Consider the following 14,927-nt stretch of genomic DNA (forward strand, 5'->3'; position numbering starts at 1 on the left):
CTTCATCAATTGCATAAGAGACCTAAGCACATGAGAATTTTTCGTGGCTCCCCAGCTCTATCTGAATTTCGTGTTAACAAGCTTCTAGAGCTTTGTCGTGAACTTAGCCTGCCTGTCACAGGCATTTACGCTGAGTTTGCCCATTTTGCTGAACTTTCAGCAGAGCTAGATGATCAAGAAGTTGAGAAACTTGAAAAACTACTGACTTACGGTCCAACAATTGAAGAGCATGAGCCAGAAGGTTTGCTTCTGCTCGCAACTCCTCGCCCGGGCACTATTTCTCCTTGGTCTTCAAAATCGACCGATATCGCCAACAACTGTGGTTTAGCCAAAGTGGTACGCCTAGAGCGCGGTACTGCTTACTACATCGAAACATCCTCTGAACTTTCAGAGCTTCAACTGGTTGAGCTTAAAGCGATTCTGCACGACCGTATGATGGAAGTTATCTTCACTGACTTCGATTCAGCAGCGGCACTTTTCCAAGTAGCAGAGCCAGCGCCAGTAGCAGATGTAGACCTACTCAATGGTGGTCGTGCTGCGCTTGAAAACGCAAACGTTACCCTCGGTCTTGCACTTGCAGATGATGAAATCGAGTACCTTTACGATGCGTTCGTAAACAAGCTAGATCGTAACCCAACAGACATCGAGCTAATGATGTTTGCACAGGCGAACTCGGAGCACTGTCGTCACAAGATCTTCAACGCAGACTGGACTATCGACGGTGTTAAGCAAGAGAAGTCTCTGTTCAAGATGATCAAAAATACATTCGAAGTAACACCAGACAATGTGTTATCTGCCTATAAAGATAACGCAGCAGTCATGGTGGGCTCTGATGTAGGTCGTTTCTTCCCGAACCCAGAAACTCGCCAGTACGGTTACAGCCAAGAGAAAGCGCATATCCTAATGAAGGTGGAAACGCACAACCACCCGACAGCGATCTCTCCTTGGCCGGGCGCTTCGACTGGTTCAGGCGGTGAAATTCGTGACGAAGGCGCAACGGGTATCGGTGGTAAGCCAAAAGCAGGTCTAGTTGGTTTCACCACTTCAAACCTACGTATTCCTGGTTTTGAACAGCCATGGGAAACAGATTTCGGTAAGCCAGGTCGCATCGTTAACGCCCTAGATATCATGCTAGAAGGCCCACTTGGTGGCGCGGCGTTCAACAACGAATTTGGTCGTCCAAACCTACTTGGTTACTTCCGAACTTATGAAGAGAAAGTAAACTCTCACGCCGGTGTTGAGGTTCGTGGTTACCACAAGCCAATCATGATTGCTGGTGGTATGGGTAACATCCGCGACGAGCACGTGCAGAAGAAAGAGATCCCAGTCGGCGCAAGCCTAATCGTATTGGGTGGTCCTGCAATGAACATCGGTCTTGGCGGTGGTGCAGCTTCTTCAATGGCATCTGGTCAATCAGCAGAAGACCTAGATTTCGCTTCAGTACAGCGTGAAAACCCAGAGATGGAGCGTCGTTGTCAGGAAGTGATCGACCGTTGTTGGCAACTTGGCGATGCTAACCCAATTGCGTTCATCCACGATGTGGGCGCGGGCGGTATCTCTAACGCACTTCCAGAGCTTGTTGATGATGGCGAACGTGGTGGTATCTTCCAACTGCGTGACGTGCCAAATGACGAGCCGGGCATGAGCCCACTTGAGATCTGGTGTAACGAATCTCAAGAGCGTTACGTAATGGCAGTTGCGCCAGAGAATATGGAAGTATTCGATGCGATCTGTAAGCGTGAGCGCGCACCATACGCAGTAGTTGGTGTGGCAACAGAAGAGCGTGAACTGAAACTTGAAGATTCACACTTCGAGAACACGCCAATCGACATGCCAATGGATGTGCTTCTAGGTAAGACGCCTAAGATGCACCGTGATGCGAAAACGCTAAAAGCAAACAACCCAGCGGTTAACCGTGACGGTATCGAGCTAAACGAAGCAGTGGATCGCGTTCTACGTCTTCCAACGGTTGCAGAAAAAACATTCCTAATCACTATCGGTGACCGCACGGTGACTGGTCTTGTTGCGCGTGACCAAATGGTTGGCCCGTGGCAGGTTCCAGTTGCTAACTGCGCAGTAACAGCAGCAAGTTACGACACTTACCACGGTGAGGCTATGTCAATGGGTGAGCGTACGCCAGTTGCTCTACTAGACTTCGGTGCTTCTGCTCGTCTAGCGGTGGGTGAAGCGATCACTAACATCGCCGCGACAAACATCGGTGATATCAAACACATTAAACTGTCTGCAAACTGGATGTCTCCAGCAGGTCACCCGGGTGAAGATGCTGGTCTTTACGAAGCAGTGAAAGCCGTGGGTGAAGAGCTATGTCCAGCACTTGGTCTGACTATCCCTGTGGGTAAAGACTCAATGTCGATGAAGACTAAGTGGGAAGAGAATGGCGAGCAGAAAGAAGTCACGTCTCCGCTATCTCTGATCATCACTGCGTTTGCTCGTGTTGAAGATGTTCGTAAGACAATCACTCCTCAGCTTCGCACTGACAAAGGTGACACGTCACTAGTACTTATTGACCTAGGTAACGGTCAAAATCGTCTAGGTGCAACAGCACTAGCGCAGGTTTACAAACAGCTTGGTGACAAGCCAGCAGACGTAGACAACGCAGCGCAACTAAAAGGTTTCTACGACGGCGTTCAAACTCTTGTAGCGAACGATCAAGTAGTGGCTTATCACGATAAGGGTGACGGTGGTCTATTCGTTACTCTAGCTGAAATGGCATTCGCAGGTCACTGTGGTGTGAAAGCAGATATTGCTGACCTAGGTGACGATGCTCTAGCCTCTCTATTTAACGAAGAGCTAGGTGCGGTACTTCAGGTTAAGAATGATGACCTGGACGCTGTACTTTCAACGCTAGCAGCAAACGGTCTTGAAGCATGTTCACACGTTATTGGCTCTGTAGAAGCATCTGATGAGCTAGTGATTACTTCTGGTGACACAGTCGTTCTAGAGCGTAACCGTACTGAACTACGTACAATCTGGGCTGAGACTACGCACAAGATGCAAGGTCTACGTGATAACCCAGCATGTGCTGACCAAGAGCACGAAGCTAAGAAAGACAACTCTGACCCAGGTCTGAACGTTAAGCTAAGCTTCGATGTGAACGAAGATATTGCCGCACCATATATCGCGAAAGGCGCTAAGCCTAAGATGGCAATCTTACGTGAGCAGGGTGTTAACTCTCACGTTGAGATGGCAGCAGCATTCGACCGTGCTGGCTTTGAAGCAACTGATATTCACATGAGCGATATCCTAACCGGTCAAGCTGTGCTAGAAGAGTACCAAGGTCTAGTAGCTTGTGGTGGCTTCTCTTACGGTGACGTTCTAGGTGCCGGTGAAGGTTGGGCGAAATCTATCTTGTTCAACGAACAAGCTCGCAACCAGTTTGAAGGCTTCTTCCAGCGTGAAGATACGTTCTCTCTAGGTGTGTGTAACGGCTGTCAGATGCTATCGAACCTGAAAGAGCTAATTCCAGGTGCAGACCTATGGCCACGCTTCGTTCGCAATGAGTCTGAGCGTTTTGAAGCTCGCTTCAGCCTAGTAGAAGTTCAGAAGTCTGACTCTGTATTCTTCGATGGTATGGCAGGTTCTCGTATGCCAATCGCAGTATCTCACGGTGAAGGTCGCGTAGAAGTTCGTGACGCTGACCACCTAGCGGCGATTGAAGCATCAGGTACGGTTGCGGTTCGCTACGTGGACAACCACGGTAACCCAACGCAGCAATACCCGAACAACCCGAACGGTTCACCAAACGCAATCACAGGTCTTACGACTCAAGATGGCCGCGTAACTATCATGATGCCACACCCAGAGCGTGTATTCCGTACAGTGGCTAACTCATGGTCTCCAGAAGGTTGGGGCGAGAACGGTGCTTGGATGCGTATGTTCCAAAACGCACGTAAGAACTTAGGTTAACTTGATTTAGTCGAAGGTTCACAAAAATAGTAAAGCGCTGGTTGAGAGACCAGCGCTTTATTTTTGGTACAATACGACGAAAAATTTGCAGCATAGATCTCACTTTTATGCTCTAATACCGCGCTTACCAAGGGATGGTGTTAAACAGCTCAGCTTAGATGGAGTGATCAAGTTGACCGAATCCCTGATTAATCCCTTAGGAATGAAAAATGTCTAAAAATAGAAAATTTGCCATCCGTACTACTGAAAAACGTAACGGTTGGTGTGCAGAAATTACTCGCCAAGTTACATCACGTAAGACGACAGTATCAAAACGTGAGTCAGGTTTTGAAACAGAAGCTGCAGCTCAAGAATGGGCAGAAAAAGAGTTAGCGGGTTTCATCAAAAACCAAGCCGCGCGGAATGAGCGTAAAGGCGAAGCTCGCAAAGAGCGTGAAGAACGCGAAGCGCGTCTAGCTCAAGAAGCGGCTGACAAAAAATCTCGTTACCTTGCGGCAAAAGCAGCCCGTGAAGAAGAGATGTTTGACGAAGAGTAATCGTCTAGATTGTCTTAAAGAAAAACCGCCTCAAACGGGGCGGTTTTTTTGTAACAGAATAGTGGATTCTTATTATCGGAATTGGCCAGCATCAGGTAGGAAGTCAAAGCCAGCGGTCGCTAATTTTGCTTCAAGCGCCGCTTTGTCGATATCGAAGTAAGCAGCGAGTTTGTCCAGATCACCACCAAAGTCATCACGTAGTTTCATGTTCACGATGCTCATCAACATGATAGGATCCATCGTTTCAAAGTTGGCTAAGTTCATTACTTATCCTCGAAGTCCGAGATAAGTAGATTAGCAGCAGCGAAAGCGGCTTTTTCTCTGGCTTCCTTTGGTAAAGAGTCATCCGCAGCGATGTCATTTAGTGCTCGTACTGCACAAGATATTGCCTGAGGGACATAAGCTTGATCGCCACTACCGATCTGAGCGTACAGCTCACGAACCAATTCACAACAGCCGTATACTTGCATGGCTAATTCTCCAATAAATGATAACTGCTCTCAAATATACACACTCGTCTGAACAAACTCAAAAGCTAAGGTTGTTCTAGCGCAAGACCAAGAGGCTGTCGACCAATTATTGCTCAATACGCAGTTGTGCCTCAAGCTGGTTGATAACTTCTGGCGCCAGTTGCATTTGTTTAGCAAGCTCTTGCAAATAGGCTTTTTCCATAAAGTTCTGCTCGTCTATCACTATCAAGGAGGCGAGGTAAATTTCAGCGGCTTGCTGTGGTGTCGCGGCTAAACGTGCGACTTCATTTGGGTCGAGTGGTTTATTCAGCTCATTGTGGATAATGCTTTGAAGTTGGTGGCCAACTCCCGACTCTTTGAGTGCGTTCTCGATGCGCTCCATTTCTTGTGTGTCTACATGGCCGTCAGCTTTTGCAGCTGCGATCATGGCTTTTAAGATGAGTTCACTATGTATTGGATCATCTTCGCGAAACTCATTTTGAGGTTCAGGAGAGGCCTGATTGGTTTGAGAGTCGTTGTATACCTTATAGGCCAGTGCGCCAAGTGCAGCGACACCTCCAATTTTTAACGCATTGACCCTCATTTTTTTGCCAAGCTTCTTGCTCTTCTTGGAGCCCATCAGAAGGTTCACTAATCCGCCGCCAACTGCTCCAGCTCCAAGTGATTTGAGCGTACCTGAGCTGGATTGCTGTTTGAGTTGTTTTTGACCTTGCTGGACTATATCTGAGTTGAGTGCTTGATTGAGTAAACTTTTTAAATCCATGACTATTCTCCTATGCGTTCAATCTGAATTTACCTAACCCAAGATGAACGAGAGATGAAAAAAAGGCGAGCATGAAAGCTCGCCAAATGGATTGAAAACCAAATTACTCTTGGGCAGCGTAGCCATGAATACCCAGAAGCTCTCCATCAAGGTAGGCTTCCTTTTCATCTTTCATTACTAAGCGCTCTTCCACTAGCCATTTTACGACCAGTGGGTAGATTCTGTGCTCTTGAGTTTGTACGCGTTCAGTTAATGTTTCGACCGTATCCTCATCGAAAATTGGCACTTTAGCTTGTAGGATGACAGGGCCGCCATCAAGTTGCTCTGTTACGAAGTGAACACTGGTGCCATGCTCTTCATCACCAGCATGAATGGCACGCTGATAGGTATTTAAGCCAGGGTATTTGGGCAGAAGAGAAGGGTGAATATTGATCATACGTCCTTGGTAGTGACGAACAAACTCACCGCTCAGAATACGCATATAGCCAGCAAGTACAACGACATCAGGTTGATATTCGTCGATCTGCTTCATGAGCTCTTTATCAAACGCGTCACGAGTATCGAAAGCTTTAGGATCAAGGAAGTGAGCGGCTGCCCCTGCTTTTTCTGCTCGCTCTAAGGCAAAGACATTCGCTTTGTTGGAAAAGACCGCCGTGACACGACCGTTAGTAATGTCTTTGCTGCAAGCATCAATAATTGCTTGTAGGTTAGAACCGTTTCCTGAAACTAAAACAACGATACTCTTCATGCTTATTTGATCTCTACTTGTTCTTCGCCGGCTTCAGCAGAAGCGATCTCACCGATTACCCAAGCGTTTTCACCTTCTGCATTTAGAAGTTCAACCGCTGCATCAGCTTGATCTTTCGGAAGAGCAATCACTAGGCCAACACCACAGTTGAATGTGCGATACATTTCGTGAGTCGTTACGTTGCCTTTCTCTTGTAGCCATTTGAAGATGATTGGCCATTCCCAGCTGTTACCATCAACAACCGCTTTAGTACCTTCAGGAAGTACGCGCGGGATGTTTTCCCAGAAACCACCACCTGTGATGTGAGAAATCGCGTGAATGTCGTGTTTCTCAATCATTTTCAGTGCTGATTTGATGTAAATCTTGGTTGGTTCTAGTAGGTGCTCGCCGATTGTGCGACCTGCTAGCTCTTCGTTTTTGTCTGCGCCAGATACTTCAAGGATCTTACGGATTAATGAGTAACCGTTTGAGTGTGGACCACTTGAGCCGACCGCGATAAGCGCATCGCCAGCAGCAACTTTGGTGCCGTCGATCACGTCTTCTTTTTCTACCACGCCGACACAGAAGCCAGCGACGTCGTAGTCTTCGCCTTCGTACATGCCTGGCATTTCAGCGGTTTCACCACCAATTAGCGCACAACCTGCCTGAATACAACCATCAGCGATGCCAGAGACAACGTCTGCTGCGGTGTCAACGTCGAGTTTGCCCGTAGCGTAGTAATCTAGGAAAAATAGAGGCTCCGCGCCTTGAACAATAAGATCGTTCACACACATAGCAACAAGGTCAACGCCGATTGTGTCGTGCTTGTTCATATCCAAAGCGAGGCGAAGTTTGGTTCCTACGCCATCAGTACCTGATACCAACACAGGTTGTTTGTATTTTGTTGGCAGTTCACACAATGCGCCAAAACCACCAATACCACCCATTACTTCTGGGCGACGTGTGCGTTTTACAGCACCTTTAATACGGTCAACAAGCGCGTTGCCTGCATCGATATCTACGCCAGCGTCTTTATAGCTAAGAGATGTGTTATCAGCACTCACAGGGAAGTCCTCGGTTTTTAAGTTGGATATGAAAACGGCGCTATTCTAACAGCGGATAAACCCATATAGCAAACGTTTGCGTGAGTTTTTTCTTTTGTCTTTACGCAAGAAATTGAGAACGAAATCGTTTATAATCTGAAGGTTTGTTTAAAAATCACCACATAAGCCGGAGATGGAAATGAAAGTTGTTGAAGTAAAACACCCTCTTGTTAAGCACAAACTAGGTCTAATGAGAGAAGGTGACATCAGCACGAAGCGCTTTCGCGAGCTAGCCACAGAAGTTGGTAGCCTACTAACGTACGAAGCGACTGCAGACTTTGAAACGGAAAAAGTAACCATTGAAGGTTGGAATGGTCCTGTTGAAGTTGACCAAATCAAAGGTAAAAAGGTAACCGTTGTGCCTATCCTACGTGCAGGTTTGGGTATGATGGATGGTGTTCTTGAGCACATGCCAAGTGCTCGTATCAGCGTTGTTGGTATTTACCGTGATGAAGAAACACTTGAGCCAGTACCATACTTCAACAAGCTAGCGTCTAACATGGATGAGCGTATTGCGCTTGTTGTTGACCCTATGCTAGCGACAGGTGGTTCAATGATCGCTACTATCGACCTACTTAAAGAGAAAGGTTGTAAAGCGATTAAAGTTCTCGTTTTAGTTTCTGCTCCTGAAGGTATCGAAGCGTTAGAAAAAGCACACCCAGATGTTGAGCTATTCACTGCTGCGATCGATGAGAAGCTAAACGATAAAGGCTACATCGTCCCTGGTCTTGGTGACGCAGGCGATAAAATCTTCGGTACGCTATAAGTTGTCGATAGCTATGATTTAAAAAGGGAGCCGATTGTTGGCTCCCTTTTCGTTTGCTAATTATTTCTTCAGACTTAATGTGCCGCCGCGCTTTGGCTTGCTAGGGCGTTGACTATTCTCAGACGCAGGCTTATGGAAGGTCTTCCCTTTATTGCCACCTGGCTTACCTTTAAACTCACTTTGCTTACCGCTGTGGCGACCTTTCTTAGAGTTCGGTGCGTGACGGAATTCATCCGCGTTACGGCCTTTGAAGGTTCGTTGTTTCTGGTTGCGACGAGCGGTCGAGTCTTGGTTTTCTTCTCGGCTATCAAACAGTTTAGCGTCTGTCGCTTTGCGAATACGTTTACCTTTAGCATCGATCTTTGAAGCTTCTTCAGTGTTACTTGAGCCTTCACACATGGCAAGAATTTCAGCCACTTCCGCATCTGTTAAGTAGCGCCATTGGCCATTCGGAATACCATCAAGAGAGATATTCATAATACGCACACGGCGAAGTTTGAATACTTCATAGCCCAAGGCTTCACACATGCGGCGAATTTGACGGTTGAGGCCTTGAGTTAGAACTATACGGAATGAAAACTTGGTCTCTTTGGTCACTTTACACGGCAAGGTGATGGTATCGAGAATATTCACGCCCGAAGACATTTTCTTGATGAAGTCATCGCTGATTGGTTTATCGACTCGAACCACATACTCTTTTTCGTGGTTATTACCAGCACGAAGTATTTTGTTAACGATATCACCATCGTTGGTCAGAAAGATAAGACCGTCTGAAGGCTTATCAAGGCGACCAATAGGGAAAATGCGTTTTTTATGGCCAACGAAATCAACGATATTGCCCGGAATATCGCGCTCCGTGGTGCAGGTAATACCTGTTGGTTTGTTTAGCGCAATGTAGACAGGCTTATCAGTGACCGCGTTGATTGGTTTATCATCGACGCGAACATCGTCTCCTGGCATCACTTTTGTCCCCATTTCAGGAACTTGACCATTGATGGTGACGCGACCTTGCTCAATCAATCGATCAGCTTCTCGGCGAGAGCAAAAGCCCGTTTCGCTGATGAACTTATTGAGGCGTTTTGCATTATCTTGTGACATGTTGTTCTCCTAACGTTTCACAACGGCGGTTAATAAAAAGTGCTGATGAAAACATCAGCACATTGAGGGCGCGCATTCTAGCACCGCAGGGGCGTTAACCCAATCGTTTTTGATGTCGCTCACGTGTCTCAATCTTTTTCTCAGCGCTTTTTCGTAACAAAACGTACACCGCTCCAGTGCCACCATGAAAGCGTTGGGCACTGTGAACACATTGCACCTCTTTGATTTGCATCAGCCATTGTGCGACGAAACTTTTCATAAGGGCTGGTGGATTAGAGCGTTCACCCTTGCCATGAACAATGACCACGGTGCGGATGTCCAGCCGCATACATTGCTTTAAAAACTTGACGACTTCATCTCGCGCTTGCTCTAGGGTCCGTTTGTGTAGATCTAGTCTGGCTTGAATAGGGTACTTTGCTAGACGCAGTTTTTTATAGACGCCGTCTTGTACGCCATCTCGCTTAAACTCGATAATGTCGTCAGGCTTGAGCATTTCAGCGTGATCGATTGAGAGGTATTCTGGATCCTCTTCGGTCAACCAAATAGCGGCTTCACGCTTGGCAAGTTGAGCTTCAGATACTTTATGTTGTTTCTTTAGCTCTGCTGTATCGTTATGGATAGGTTTTACGTTGCCCATCATTTGTTGAAAGAGGGCGAAATCGTCATCGTGAGACATAGTGATATCTCAGGGTAGGAAATCAATACCGACATTATACCTTTGGCCGCATAGGATGATCACTATTTGACTGAGCAAAAAATAAAAAACCGAAGCAGACAATGTATCTACTTCGGTGCATAGCGAATATCTATTCTGTGAATAGGGCTAAGCGATTCTAGTGAGGAGATTTGTCGTTCATCACTTTGTAGATGATGAAACCGCCATAGAATAGCATTAGACCTAAGGCGCCAAAGATCACAATCATTGAAGATAGACCTACCGCATTACCAAATAGGAGATCAAGCCAAAAGTCCATAGTTCCTCCATCGAGTACAAAGTGAGATGACAGGAGATACCGTAAACTCTGGTTAATTATGCAACACTGATCTGGATCAAATGTTGTTATTAGGTTGCAGCTTTGTTTTTGTTGGTGTGTTTTTGCTCACAGTTTGTGGCCCGTTGATGTTGTTTTAGTCAAACAAACTAATAATTTGAAAAAGTTAATCGATAGGGGTTGCGTTAGCTTCGAGAATCCGTAATATACGCTCTCGTTGACGGGCAATGAGCTCGAAGACACATCTCGGTGAATAGCGCAGCTTGGTAGCGCATCTGGTTTGGGACCAGAGGGTCGGGGGTTCGAATCCCTCTTCACCGACCACATTAAGAAAGCCTGCTTTTATAGCAGGCTTTCCTCGTTTTAGAGCATAGGAAATAGGATTAGAACCCGAGTGGGGTTCGTCTGAAATTAGAATCTGGCTCTTCAGCGGTCATATTTAAAGAAGTGCTCTACAGAAATGTAGGGCACTTTTTGCATTTGTGGTTTAGAGATTCGAGCCGAGGTGGGTTCGCCTGATGTTCAAAGAATGTCTCTTCACTAACCACATTAAGAGAGCGTGCTTTCGTAGCAGGCTAACGAACTGGCGGGAGACCTGCGGGACTAATACTGAAACTCACAAAATGCCTGTTTACTCTCTGAAAGTTGTTTTACCGCAAAGCCATCTTGTTTGAGTAACTCAATCACACTGTGCTCACCAATGAGGTGTAGTGTACCCACGACCATCATGTAAGAGCCTTTATTGCCTTTAGACCAATCAGGACTGGCCAACTGCTTCACCCAATTTAGATTACGATCTATTAAAAATGACTGTTCAAACTCTGGTGACATTTCCGTAAGAGAGGAAAACTCGATTAATTTATCTAAGTCACCCGCTTGCCAACTTTTAATCAAGCAGCGAGTTGCGTCTTCAGAGTGGTCAAACTCTTCAATCGCACTTACGAGTAGTTCTTTCCCTGATTGAGCTTGCCCTGTCAGCAAATCGATTTGCGACTGAAGGCTTTCTAGGCTGATGATAGGCGTATCTCTTAACGATGCCTTGTCCATCAAGTGCGTGTCGACTCCCTTCTCGGCTTGATAGCCTAAGTACTCAATTTGTTTCATCTGAATAGCCAAGGCGGCTGCCCATGGCGGTGAGTTGAGTAATTGGTCGGAGTTCAATTCGAGCAAAGTCGCGATGCCCTTCAACTCATCCTTATGTTTGTTCGTTAGGACATCTTTGCTCAAAAGGGTGATGGGTGGATAACTGATCCCTTGTGTATTTCGAATATCGGCTTCAATAATCAACCCATCGCTCTCCTGAAGCTTATTTGTCACTTTATTGGGGAGAGGGTACATACTCTCATCTCCGACATGGACTGAACCGAATATGTAGTAGGTGAGCGCGCCTTTGTTCGCTTGCCAAAAAAGCGGTTCGGCTACCAATGCGGGGCTAGTTAGTAAGCCAGCCAGCGTGGCGATGAGAATTCGCATATGAGATACAGCCTTTACTGAAAAATTGTTCAAACTAAAAAAAACGACGTGTTTTGACGAGTGGAAAGTGTGCGTTAATTCACGCTTTTCACGTCATGAGTCAATTTTATTTTAAGACATGAATTAAGCCAGTGTGATCTTTATTCGTTATTTAATCTAAACCTAGTGAAAAGCTGTGACTTACTTCTCAGTAATCCCGTCAAAATAAGTCCAACGAAATTGACGTTAATTATAAGTTTATGTTTTATATGGCTTTATAAGTCTGGGGATTTATAAAGTTTGAAATTGATCACTTTCGAAGATGATTAATTTTACGATGAAAAATAACTCGGGCTATTGTGATTACATCTTGATTTTGACGCCTACTTTTTCAGGCTTCGCTCCACTTTTAAAGGTAAGTAAGATGTTTAAACAAACGCTCATCGCGACTTCTTTGTTGGCTACGCTAGCAGGTTGCGCATCATTCCAGTCTACTGAACAAAATGTTGTTAACTCACTTGCAGCAAACTTAGGTGTTCAATACGAAGTACTCACTAACCATGGTGCTAACGAAGGCCTTGCATGCCAAGAGATGGGCGCAGAGTGGGCGTCTTGTAACAAGGTAAACATGACGCTAGTTAACCAAGGTCAAGCGGTTGACTCTAAAGATTGGGCTATTTACTTCCACAGCATTCGTCTGATTCTGGATGTAGACAACGAGCAATTCAAAATTTCTCGCGTAACGGGTGATCTACACAAACTAGAACCGACCGATAGTTTTGATGGCTTTGCTGCAGGTGAAGAGGTTGTGCTTCCTCTTGTTGCTGAATACTGGCAGCTATTTGAAACTGACTTCATGCCAGGCGCTTTCGTCGCTGCACCGAATGCAGAGCCTAAGATGATCGCTTCTCTTAACACAGAAGATGTTGCATCTTTCGTAACTGGCCTTGAGGGTAACAACCTAAAACGTACGCCAGATGACAACAACGTATTTGCTAACGCAGTGTCTCGTTTTGAGAAAAACCAAGACCTAGCAAAACAAGACGTATCAACCACGTTACTACCAACGCCACTGTCTGTTGAAGCAGGTAAAGGCACAGTAGATATCGCGGCGGGTATCGCTCTGCCTAAAGACGCATTCGATGCGACTCAATACGCGGCAATTCAAGATCGTGCAGAAGTGGTAGGTGTGGACGTTCAAGGCTCCCTTCCTGTAAGCCTCACTGTTGTTCCTGCAGACTTCACCGGTGAATTAGCAAAATCTGGTGCTTACGAGATGAGCATCAAAGGCGACGGTATTGCGATTAAAGCGTTTGACCAAGCAGGTGCTTTCTACGCAGTACAATCTATCTTTGGCCTGGTAGATAGCCAAAATGCTGATTCTCTACCACAACTGTCTATTAAAGACGCGCCTCGTTTTGATTACCGTGGTGTGATGGTGGACGTGGCTCGTAACTTCCACTCTAAAGACGCAATTCTTGCAACGCTAGACCAAATCGCTGCGTACAAGATGAACAAACTACACCTTCACCTAACGGATGATGAAGGCTGGCGTTTAGAAATCCCGGGTCTACCTGAGCTGACAGAAGTGGGTGCTAACCGTTGTTTCGATATACAAGAGAAAAGCTGTTTACTGCCTCAGCTTGGCTCTGGTCCAACATCAGACAACTTTGGCTCTGGCTACTTCAGCAAAGCAGACTACGTAGAAATCTTGAAGTACGCGAAAGCGCGTAACATCGAAGTGATTCCTGAAATTGATATGCCAGCGCACGCTCGTGCAGCAGTAGTATCAATGGAAGCGCGTTACGACCGTCTAATGGAAGAAGGTAAAGAAGCAGAAGCGAACGAATACCGCCTGATGGATCCTAAAGATACATCGAATGTAACGACGGTTCAGTTCTACAACAAGCAAAGCTTCATCAACCCATGTATGGAATCTTCAACTCGCTTTGTTGATAAAGTTATTTCAGAAGTGGCGGCAATGCATGCTGAGGCAGGCGCTCCGCTAAAAACATGGCACTTTGGTGGTGACGAAGCGAAGAACATTAAGCTAGGCGCTGGTTTCCAAGATATGAACGCACAAGACAAAGTGAGCTGGAAAGGTACGATTGACCTGTCTAAACAAGATAAGCCATTCGCACAGTCTCCACAATGTCAGACGCTAATTGCAGACGGTACGGTAAGCGACTTCGCTCATCTACCAAGCCACTTCGCAGAAGAAGTGTCGAAGATTGTGGCTGAGAAAGGCATTGCAAACTTCCAAGCTTGGCAAGATGGCCTAAAGTACAGTGAAGGTGAGAAAGCGTTCGCAACAGAAAACACACGTGTTAACTTCTGGGACGTTCTTTACTGGGGTGGCACATCATCAGTTTACGAGTGGTCTAAGAAAGGTTACGACGTGATCGTTTCTAACCCAGACTACGTTTACATGGACATGCCATACGAAGTTGACCCGAAAGAGCGTGGTTACTACTGGGCAACGCGTGCAACAGACACTCGTAAGATGTTTGGCTTTGCACCAGAGAACATGCCTCAGAACGCAGAAACGTCTTTAGACCGCGATGGCAATGGCTTTACTGGTAAAGGTGAAATTGAAGCGAAACCTTTCTATGGTCTATCAGCACAGCTTTGGTCTGAGACAGTACGTAACGATGAGCAATACGAGTACATGGTATTCCCTCGCGTACTAGCGGCGGCTGAGCGTGCGTGGCACCGTGCTGATTGGGAAAACGACTACAAAGTGGGTGTTGAATACTCGCAAAACTCTAACCTAGTAGACAAAGCTGCGCTAAACCAAGACTACAACCGCTTTGCGAACCTACTTGGCCAGCGTGAACTGGCTAAGCTAGAGAAATCAGGTATCGACTACCGCCTACCTGTACCAGGTGCGAAAGTAGAAGATGGCAAACTTGCAATGAACGTTCAGTTCCCAGGTGTGAAGCTTCAATACTCTCTAGACGGCAAGAACTGGCTAACTTACGCAGACAATGCTCGTCCTAATGTGAAAGGTGAAGTGTTTATCCGCTCTGTATCTGCGACAGGCGAGAAGACAAGCCGCGTGACTAGCGTGAAGTAATTCCCCCTCCCTGCCAA

The 14,927-nt window shown here is 46.3% G+C and carries 13 protein-coding genes and 1 tRNA gene; 5 read left to right on the forward strand and 9 right to left on the reverse strand.

Features of this window, described 5'->3' with window-relative positions:
• Positions 1-30: 30 nt before the first annotated feature.
• Positions 31-3,927 (forward strand): phosphoribosylformylglycinamidine synthase, encoded by a 3,897-nt coding sequence (gene purL, locus U9J37_RS01075; protein ID WP_005476419.1) that lies wholly within the window; start codon positions 31-33, stop codon positions 3,925-3,927.
• 209 nt (positions 3,928-4,136) lie between these two features.
• On the forward strand, positions 4,137-4,463 hold the full coding sequence (locus U9J37_RS01080) for a DUF3622 domain-containing protein (protein ID WP_005476429.1): 327 nt from the start codon (positions 4,137-4,139) through the stop codon (positions 4,461-4,463).
• A 72-nt stretch (positions 4,464-4,535) separates the two neighbouring features.
• On the opposite strand, the gene U9J37_RS01085 is transcribed toward U9J37_RS01080, so the two are convergent.
• From U9J37_RS01085 to purM, 5 genes are all read right to left on the reverse strand, one after another.
• Positions 4,536-4,727: a DUF4250 domain-containing protein gene (locus tag U9J37_RS01085; RefSeq protein WP_005476406.1), complete on the reverse strand. Its 192-nt coding sequence runs from the start codon at positions 4,725-4,727 to the stop codon at positions 4,536-4,538.
• A complete protein-coding gene (locus tag U9J37_RS01090; protein ID WP_005476399.1) occupies positions 4,727-4,933 on the reverse strand; it encodes a YaeP family protein in 207 nt (68 codons plus the stop codon). The genes U9J37_RS01085 and U9J37_RS01090 overlap by 1 nt, the downstream gene beginning before the upstream one ends.
• 106 nt (positions 4,934-5,039) lie before the next feature.
• The gene (locus U9J37_RS01095) at positions 5,040-5,696 is read right to left on the reverse strand and encodes a tellurite resistance TerB family protein (protein ID WP_005476410.1); all 657 of its coding nucleotides are present in this window, start codon (positions 5,694-5,696) and stop codon (positions 5,040-5,042) included.
• Between the two features lie 103 nt (positions 5,697-5,799).
• Entirely contained in the window at positions 5,800-6,444 is a 645-nt protein-coding gene (gene purN, locus U9J37_RS01100) for a phosphoribosylglycinamide formyltransferase (protein ID WP_005476405.1), read from the reverse strand.
• Positions 6,445-6,446: 2 nt separating this feature from the next.
• The gene (gene purM, locus U9J37_RS01105) at positions 6,447-7,487 is read right to left on the reverse strand and encodes a phosphoribosylformylglycinamidine cyclo-ligase (RefSeq protein ID WP_005476400.1); all 1,041 of its coding nucleotides are present in this window, start codon (positions 7,485-7,487) and stop codon (positions 6,447-6,449) included.
• Positions 7,488-7,665: 178 nt separating this feature from the next.
• On the opposite strand from purM, the gene upp reads away from it, so the two are divergent.
• The gene (gene upp / locus U9J37_RS01110) at positions 7,666-8,292 is read left to right on the forward strand and encodes a uracil phosphoribosyltransferase (RefSeq protein ID WP_038140072.1); all 627 of its coding nucleotides are present in this window, start codon (positions 7,666-7,668) and stop codon (positions 8,290-8,292) included.
• Between the two features lie 60 nt (positions 8,293-8,352).
• On the opposite strand, the gene rluF is transcribed toward upp, so the two are convergent.
• From rluF to U9J37_RS01125, 3 genes are all read right to left on the reverse strand, one after another.
• Positions 8,353-9,390, reverse strand: a complete 1,038-nt coding sequence (rluF, locus tag U9J37_RS01115; protein ID WP_005476428.1) for a 23S rRNA pseudouridine(2604) synthase RluF — start codon at positions 9,388-9,390, stop codon at positions 8,353-8,355.
• A gap of 94 nt (positions 9,391-9,484) precedes the next feature.
• On the reverse strand, positions 9,485-10,066 hold the full coding sequence (gene smrA / locus U9J37_RS01120) for a DNA endonuclease SmrA (protein WP_005476430.1): 582 nt from the start codon (positions 10,064-10,066) through the stop codon (positions 9,485-9,487).
• A 157-nt stretch (positions 10,067-10,223) separates the two neighbouring features.
• Positions 10,224-10,364, reverse strand: a complete 141-nt coding sequence (locus U9J37_RS01125) for a DUF3149 domain-containing protein (protein ID WP_005476401.1) — start codon at positions 10,362-10,364, stop codon at positions 10,224-10,226.
• A 265-nt stretch (positions 10,365-10,629) separates the two neighbouring features.
• On the opposite strand from U9J37_RS01125, the gene U9J37_RS01130 reads away from it, so the two are divergent.
• Positions 10,630-10,706 (forward strand) — tRNA-Pro (locus U9J37_RS01130).
• 279 nt (positions 10,707-10,985) lie between these two features.
• Here the strand turns inward: U9J37_RS01130 and U9J37_RS01135 are convergent.
• The gene (locus tag U9J37_RS01135) at positions 10,986-11,855 is read right to left on the reverse strand and encodes a TraB/GumN family protein (RefSeq protein ID WP_005476721.1); all 870 of its coding nucleotides are present in this window, start codon (positions 11,853-11,855) and stop codon (positions 10,986-10,988) included.
• Positions 11,856-12,258: 403 nt separating this feature from the next.
• Here U9J37_RS01135 and U9J37_RS01140 point away from each other — a divergent pair, with 403 nt between their 5' ends.
• Positions 12,259-14,910 carry a beta-N-acetylhexosaminidase gene (locus tag U9J37_RS01140; RefSeq protein WP_322413853.1) on the forward strand — a complete coding sequence of 884 codons (2,652 nt, stop codon included), beginning with the start codon at positions 12,259-12,261 and terminating at the stop codon, positions 14,908-14,910.
• The last annotated feature ends 17 nt before the right edge of the window (positions 14,911-14,927 follow it).

It is taken from the genome of Vibrio sp. 16 (assembly GCF_963681195.1).
GTDB lineage: Bacteria > Pseudomonadota > Gammaproteobacteria > Enterobacterales > Vibrionaceae > Vibrio > Vibrio sinaloensis_D.

Bases quoted from the DNA above. Each gene is read 5' to 3' on its own strand.
- U9J37_RS01140 (WP_322413853.1), top strand. From the start codon at position 12,259: ATGTTTAAACAAACGCTCATCGCGACTTCTTTGTTGGCTACGCTAGCA.
- purL (WP_005476419.1), top strand. From the start codon at position 31: ATGAGAATTTTTCGTGGCTCCCCAGCTCTATCTGAATTTCGTGTTAAC.
- U9J37_RS01095 (WP_005476410.1), bottom strand. From the start codon at position 5,696: ATGGATTTAAAAAGTTTACTCAATCAAGCACTCAACTCAGATATAGTC.
- U9J37_RS01135 (WP_005476721.1), bottom strand. From the start codon at position 11,855: ATGCGAATTCTCATCGCCACGCTGGCTGGCTTACTAACTAGCCCCGCA.
- smrA (WP_005476430.1), bottom strand. From the start codon at position 10,066: ATGTCTCACGATGACGATTTCGCCCTCTTTCAACAAATGATGGGCAAC.
- upp (WP_038140072.1), top strand. From the start codon at position 7,666: ATGAAAGTTGTTGAAGTAAAACACCCTCTTGTTAAGCACAAACTAGGT.
- rluF (WP_005476428.1), bottom strand. From the start codon at position 9,390: ATGTCACAAGATAATGCAAAACGCCTCAATAAGTTCATCAGCGAAACG.
- U9J37_RS01090 (WP_005476399.1), bottom strand. From the start codon at position 4,933: ATGCAAGTATACGGCTGTTGTGAATTGGTTCGTGAGCTGTACGCTCAG.
- U9J37_RS01080 (WP_005476429.1), top strand. From the start codon at position 4,137: ATGTCTAAAAATAGAAAATTTGCCATCCGTACTACTGAAAAACGTAAC.
- purN (WP_005476405.1), bottom strand. From the start codon at position 6,444: ATGAAGAGTATCGTTGTTTTAGTTTCAGGAAACGGTTCTAACCTACAA.
- U9J37_RS01125 (WP_005476401.1), bottom strand. From the start codon at position 10,364: ATGGACTTTTGGCTTGATCTCCTATTTGGTAATGCGGTAGGTCTATCT.
- U9J37_RS01085 (WP_005476406.1), bottom strand. From the start codon at position 4,727: ATGAACTTAGCCAACTTTGAAACGATGGATCCTATCATGTTGATGAGC.